The 5,568-nt window shown below is 62.8% G+C and carries 5 protein-coding genes and 2 pseudogenes; 2 read left to right on the top strand and 5 right to left on the bottom strand.

Annotation, left to right across the window (positions count from 1 at the left end; genetic code table 11):
* Nucleotides 1-293: pseudogene (locus tag EP26_RS29525) on the top strand (transposase); the annotation flags it as partial.
* A gap of 75 nt (nucleotides 294-368) precedes the next feature.
* Here EP26_RS29525 and EP26_RS38840 read toward each other — a convergent pair.
* From EP26_RS38840 to EP26_RS29515, 4 genes and pseudogenes are all read right to left on the bottom strand, one after another.
* Nucleotides 369-434, bottom strand: a pseudogene (locus EP26_RS38840) (hypothetical protein); the annotation flags it as partial.
* On the bottom strand, nucleotides 404-892 hold the full coding sequence (locus EP26_RS37900; protein WP_245624567.1) for a hypothetical protein: 489 nt from the start codon (nucleotides 890-892) through the stop codon (nucleotides 404-406). The gene EP26_RS37900 and the pseudogene EP26_RS38840, both read right to left, overlap by 31 nt.
* A 73-nt stretch (nucleotides 893-965) precedes the next feature.
* Nucleotides 966-3,371, bottom strand: coding sequence for a putative bifunctional diguanylate cyclase/phosphodiesterase (locus tag EP26_RS29520; protein ID WP_043344775.1), 2,406 nt, complete (start codon nucleotides 3,369-3,371; stop codon nucleotides 966-968).
* 52 nt (nucleotides 3,372-3,423) lie between these two features.
* Nucleotides 3,424-3,927, bottom strand: a complete 504-nt coding sequence (locus EP26_RS29515; RefSeq protein WP_043344778.1) for a molybdopterin-dependent oxidoreductase — start codon at nucleotides 3,925-3,927, stop codon at nucleotides 3,424-3,426.
* A 791-nt stretch (nucleotides 3,928-4,718) separates the two neighbouring features.
* On the opposite strand from EP26_RS29515, the gene EP26_RS38400 reads away from it, so the two are divergent.
* A complete protein-coding gene (locus tag EP26_RS38400) occupies nucleotides 4,719-4,844 on the top strand; it encodes a hypothetical protein (protein WP_281177144.1) in 126 nt (41 codons plus the stop codon).
* 316 nt (nucleotides 4,845-5,160) lie between these two features.
* Here EP26_RS38400 and EP26_RS34170 read toward each other — a convergent pair.
* The coding region (locus EP26_RS34170; protein WP_157033928.1) for an EAL domain-containing protein at nucleotides 5,161-5,568 on the bottom strand (408 nt) is incomplete at its 5' end.

Here is a 5,568-nt window from a genome sequence, read left to right as displayed (position 1 = left end):
TGGCGGCGGTCGGGCACAAGAAGCGGCGGCTTTGGGCGCCGCTCTACCTGCGCGGGCTGCTGGGCCCGAGCGAGCGCAAGAGCCTGCAGCCGATGGCGGCCTCTCTGGGGCTGAGCGGGCACGATCAGCTGCAGCACTTCATCGCCAGCCCGGCTTGGGATGACGCCTCGCTCTGGCAGGTGCTGGCCGAGCAGGCGGATCGGCTGGTGGGCGGGCCGCGGTCGGCGCTGGTGATCGACGACACGGCGCTGCCAAAGAAGGGCACGCTCTCGGTCGGCGTGGCGCGGCAGTACTGCGGCCACCAGCGGCAGCATCGGCAGGACGCCCGCGCGGTCGTCCGTGTTGGCCGGCTGCAGTTCGAGATCGAGCAGGGATCCGTGCTTGTCGCAGACCGCGAAGAGCTTCACGCCCTTGACCAGCTTGCCGCCATCGATGCCGCGCACCCAGGCGGTTGGGGCTGATCGCAGCGAGCGGCTGTCAGCCACCACCGCCGAGGGCAGCACTTCGTCGCCGCAGGCCAGCCCCAATCAAGCGCGAGACGTTGACCCAGTCGTCGCCACAGGCCCAGGCGGGTCCAGCGTGCGAAGCTGCTGTGCAGGGTGGTGAAAGGAACACCCGAGAGCCAGCCGGCGACGCGCCACTGCAGGCCGCCGAAGGTCAGCGTCCAAATCAGCCCGATCAGACGTCGCCGCAAAGTCAGGTCCGGCTTGCGGCCGCGGCGATGCACGCCGACCCGCTCGCGGTCCATGGCCTCCAGTTCCGCCTCTACCGCGAAGACGAAGACTTCGATGTCGGCCAGGGTATTCCAGCCGTCGCCACGGCTGGGTCGGGGAACATGGCGGGCCCAAGGCAGAGGCAGATCGACACTGCGGCGTAGGACGGTGCGAGACATCGGCCCAACATGGTGAGGCTTGGCCGCCGCAATCGGGCTCCTCCGCGTTTAGAGAACGGGATCTGGTGACAGTTCAGGCCGCCATGGCGGCACCTGCGCCGATGGCAAGCCAGTCCCGCACCTCGGCACAGGGCATGGGGCGGCTGAAGTAATAGCCCTGTGCCTCGGTGCAGCCCGCCTCGCGCACGTGACGGAGATGGTCGGCTGTCTCAATGCCTTCGGCTGTCGTCCTCATGCCGAGCCGGAGGGCAAGACCGGCGATGGAGTCGACGATCGCGCGGCAGTCGGGCCGCGTGCCCATTTCACGGACGAAGGACTGGTCGACTTTGATTTTGTCGAAGGGGAAGCTGCGCAGGTAGCTCAGGGAAGAGTACCCGGTCCCGAAATCGTCCAGCGCAATGCAAAGCCCGAGGCCGCGCAGCTGGTGCAACATCGCCATCACCCTCTCGCCCTCCTGCAACAGCGTCGATTCCGTGATCTCAAGCTCCAGGCGCCCTGGCAACAGGCCGGAGGACTCTAGGGCGCCGCAGATGCTGCGCACGATATCGCCATTCCTGAACTGTACCGGCGAAAGATTGACGGCGACCTTGATCGGCTCCGCCCATTCCGCTGCGTCGGCGCAGGCCCGTCGCAGCACCCAATCGCCGATCGGGCCGATCAGCCCCGTTTCCTCTGCGACAGGGATGAACAGAGATGGGGAAACCATCCCACGCTCGGGGTGCCGCCAGCGCAGCAGCGCCTCGAAGCCGCTCACGCGTTCGCTGGCTAGGTCGATCAGGGGCTGATAATAAACCTCGAACTCCTCGCGTGCCAGCGCCTGGCGTAAGTCCGCCTCAATCGCAACGCGCGCCTTCAGCTCCGCGTCCATCGCCGCCTCGAAGAACCGGTACGCTCCGCGGCCGTCCGATTTCGCTCGGTAAAGCGCCAGGTCGGCGTTCTTGTGCAGCAGGTCAGCGTCCAAGTCAGCCGCATCTGCAACTGCGATACCGACGCTGACACCGATGGTCACCGAGAGGCCTCCAAGATCGTACGGTTCCGTCAGCGCCGCGACGATCCGCTTGGCCAGCGCCTCGGTCTGCCAGGGTTGCGCATCGGTGGTCTGGAGGATGGCGAACTCGTCACCACCGAGACGCGCTACTAGATCCGTCTCGCGCGCACAGCTCCGAAGCCTCTGTGCAACGGCCTTAAGCAGCGCGTCACCAATCGGGTGTCCCAGCGTGTCGTTCACATGCTTGAAGAGGTCGAGGTCGAGGCAAAGGAGAGTGACGCCGTTATCTGACGTTTCAACCAGCGCGTTTTCCATCCGTTCGCGAAGCATAACGCGGTTGGGAAGCCCCGTAAGTGCGTCGTGGTGGGCCATGAAGCTGATCCGTGCTTCGAAACGCCGGCGTTCCGTGATGTCCTCGTAAGTGGCAACCCAGCCCCCATCGGCCATGGGACGGTGGGCTACAGCTACCGCGCTTCCCTCCTTGTCCTCTTGGAAAAATGTTGCCTGGCAGCGTTCGCTGGCCAGGCTTTGCTGTCTCAGCCGGATGGCATTAATCATTTGGGTGTCGTGGCCGCGGCCGGAGCCTATGATGCGAAACAGCTCTGTCGCCGAAATCCCCGGCTGCACGAGGTCCGGAGAGAGCTCGAACAGCTCGAGAAAGCGGGCATTGCATACGATCAGCCGTTCCTCCGCATCGACCATGCAAAGGCCTTGCGACATGTTGTTCAGGGCTGCATCGAAGCGTGCGTACTGTGTGTGCAGATCCTTGTCGCGTTCCTTCAGAATACGATTTTGGAGCTGCGCCTCTGCCGCCGCCTCCCGAGCCTGATCCTTTGAGGAGGCCAGACCGTTTACCAAGTTCTGCACCTCACTGTGCGCTCGCCGTAGGAGGCGATTGTTCCAGGTCAGCATACCGGTCAGGGCGAAACCACAGAGAATGAGACCGACAAGTAGGCCCGAAAAGGTCCAATGAATCCTGGCGAGATCCAGGAGATTACGTGTTGCGAGATCACTGTCTCGGACGTATGCCGTCGACGCCAGCCACGTAAGCTCCGAATTAAGCGGCCAGAGAAGCGAGAGCAGGCGCTGCACCGTCCCTCCACGCTCGAGTTCCTCAGCAAGCGGCCATGCGGCGGCAATAGTCGCCCGGAGTCGCGCGATGACGGCTGCAGCTTTCGGGTCGCTTTTTACAAAAGCCGCGATGTCCCTACCTTCGAGGGACTTGATGCGGCTCTCGACGACACTCAGCCAAAGCTCGACGGCGTCGCGTTCCTCATTCGCGCCGCTCACAGCGAAGGCTCCAACAGCTGCTTGTAGGCGCGCTACCTCCACCACGCCCTGACTGACATTCCAAGCCACGCTGATGCGGGACGCGTCGAGAAGCGAATCCTGTCGCTGAACGGTCAAAAAAGATGCACAGGCGGCGGCGGCGGCGAGCAGCGCCGAGAGGCCGAGGACGGCCAGGGTCAGGGAGCGTGACTTGCCTCCCATGGACCGTCTGGTTTCCGGGCGGGAGATCCCAAACGGCGTTCGCATGGTTCGTTCAGCCGACGATCAGCCGTGCCACTTGCCACGCGGAACGGGCATAGTAGCGGCGGTTCTGTAGCTCGGGCTGGCTGTCATACGGATAAATGATGAAGAGCGGGCCTTTATCCCGAATAGACATGTACTCGCCATTCCGCTTCAAAGCGAGAATTACGCCAAAGCGGTCAAAGTCGGAAACCGGGATTTCAGTCGTATAGTCGTTTAGTGCCACCGCGGTGATTTTGTCGCCGGACGCTCCGACTGCATGCAGGAGCCTTGTCATCGGCACCCCCTCGAACTCGACCGCGCCTTCGAACCACGGTGTAGTCGCTTTAAAGGATGTCGTCCCCAGCGCCTCAAGCATTGGCCGGTCGAAGCGGGCCTCGTCACCGAAATTGCGAACAGCAATCATCCCGGAGATGGCGAGGATTGGCCTGACGGTCGGTGCGGGCAACACGTCAGCCCAAGCATTGCTCACCGAGTTCATCGCAACGGCAGAAGCACCAGCCAGCAGTGCACCCATGGACCGCTTCGTAATCATTGGAGCGCTCATCTGAATTTCCCTCCTGTTCCACAGGGACGTCCCAGGGGACTCCGCGGCGCAGCCGTAGCTAGTCAACCTGACAAGCACGCGGCAAGTAAGAGCAGAAAAGTAACGCTACATTCTACGTCTTCCGGACGCCGGTTCGGTCCGACAGAAGCGCGGCCACTTCCCCCTTCAATGTAAGAACAGCCTCGGCACGAGCACTTCCGCCCTGCCGGAACTCGGTTGAGTCATGAGTGGGCAAGAGGAGGGTTGTGCGAGTGCGGATAGCCCGACAGTGTGTGGGCAATCTTCCACGTACATCCGAGAGCTGCTAAGCATTTGTATTGCGGGCAAGGCCGCTTTCCTCAGCTTTGTGTCGATTAGAACTTATCGCTACTCGCTCATACGGCACAATAAACCCTGTGCCTCAACCCGCTTCATCCACCCGTTCCCGAACAGCGCCAGGATCATCAACTTGGGCCCCGCTACCGGCCATGAGCGGTTATCAACGTTCGAGATCGCAAGCGCGGACATTAGATGAGCGGGTGCATAAACATGCGCAGGAGCGCCGAGCCACGACGACGATGGCTTCATCAGAAAGCGTTCAGATCCTTCGTGGCGACTGATCCGCCGGCGATAATCACTCCGCACGCCGCCACGCGCAGCCCCTCCAACGCGCAGGACGGCAACGGTACGCTCGCCCACGCTTTGCCGCGACTTGAATCCGGGTCGGTGATGGCGCCAGCCGAACCTATAACCTGCACTTGCAAGGCGCTGAAGTTCGGCCGGTGAGCGACTTGCGCTCACGCAGCGAGCGCAATCACTACCTCATCGGCCCGCCGCCGCGGACCGCCCTCAACGCCTCGGTTGATGCCATCAAGGCGCGTTGGGAGCGCGGGCGGGCGCACCAGTAACTCAAGCAAGAGCTGGGCTTGGGGCACTTCGAGGGGCGGCCCTGGACCGGCCTACACCGCCACCCGCTCATGTCCTGCATCGCCTCTGCCTATCAGCAGCACCTTCGCCTAGTCGGGCAGCACCTGGCGAGGTCGGAGGAGATATCGGGTCAGGTTCCGGGACGGCCACCACCGGTGAGCCTACCAGCTCCGCGCCGCGTCATCATGACTCGGCCGTTCGCCGACCTAATCACGCTGATCCCCTGTCCGCACCGCCGACGCAAGCTTCAGCCCCCCCCCCCCGTGGTTGAGACTGCCCAGGTAGTGCTAAACTGTATCAATAAGACTGCCCCACAGCTTCGGTTTCCGAAACCGAGCGAGAACCTCCAACGGCGCCTGCACTACTAGCAAGCATAGCTGTTACCGCTTCGGCTGACAGCGCGCGACCAAACAGCCAGCCTTGGCCGATGTCGCATCCCAACTGTGACAAGGCCTCGGCTTGCGCCGCCATCTCGACACCCTCGGCGACAGTGGGAAGACCCAAGCTATGTCCAAGACCCACCACCGCAGCCACGATCTTGCGGCTCTCCGTACTGGTGCCCATCGAATGGACAAAAGCCCCGTCAATTTTGAGTTTGTCGAATGGTAGTGCCTGCAGGTGTGCCAAGCTGGAGTAGCCAGTGCCGAAGTCGTCCAACGCGAGACGCACTCCAAGCTCTTTCAATTCGAGAAGAAGCTCACGGGC

The sequence above is a fragment of the Belnapia moabensis DSM 16746 genome (assembly GCF_000745835.1).
GTDB lineage: Bacteria > Pseudomonadota > Alphaproteobacteria > Acetobacterales > Acetobacteraceae > Belnapia > Belnapia moabensis.
Note: the sequence above shows the minus strand (reverse complement) of the source record. Positions and strands in the feature narration are given on the sequence as shown.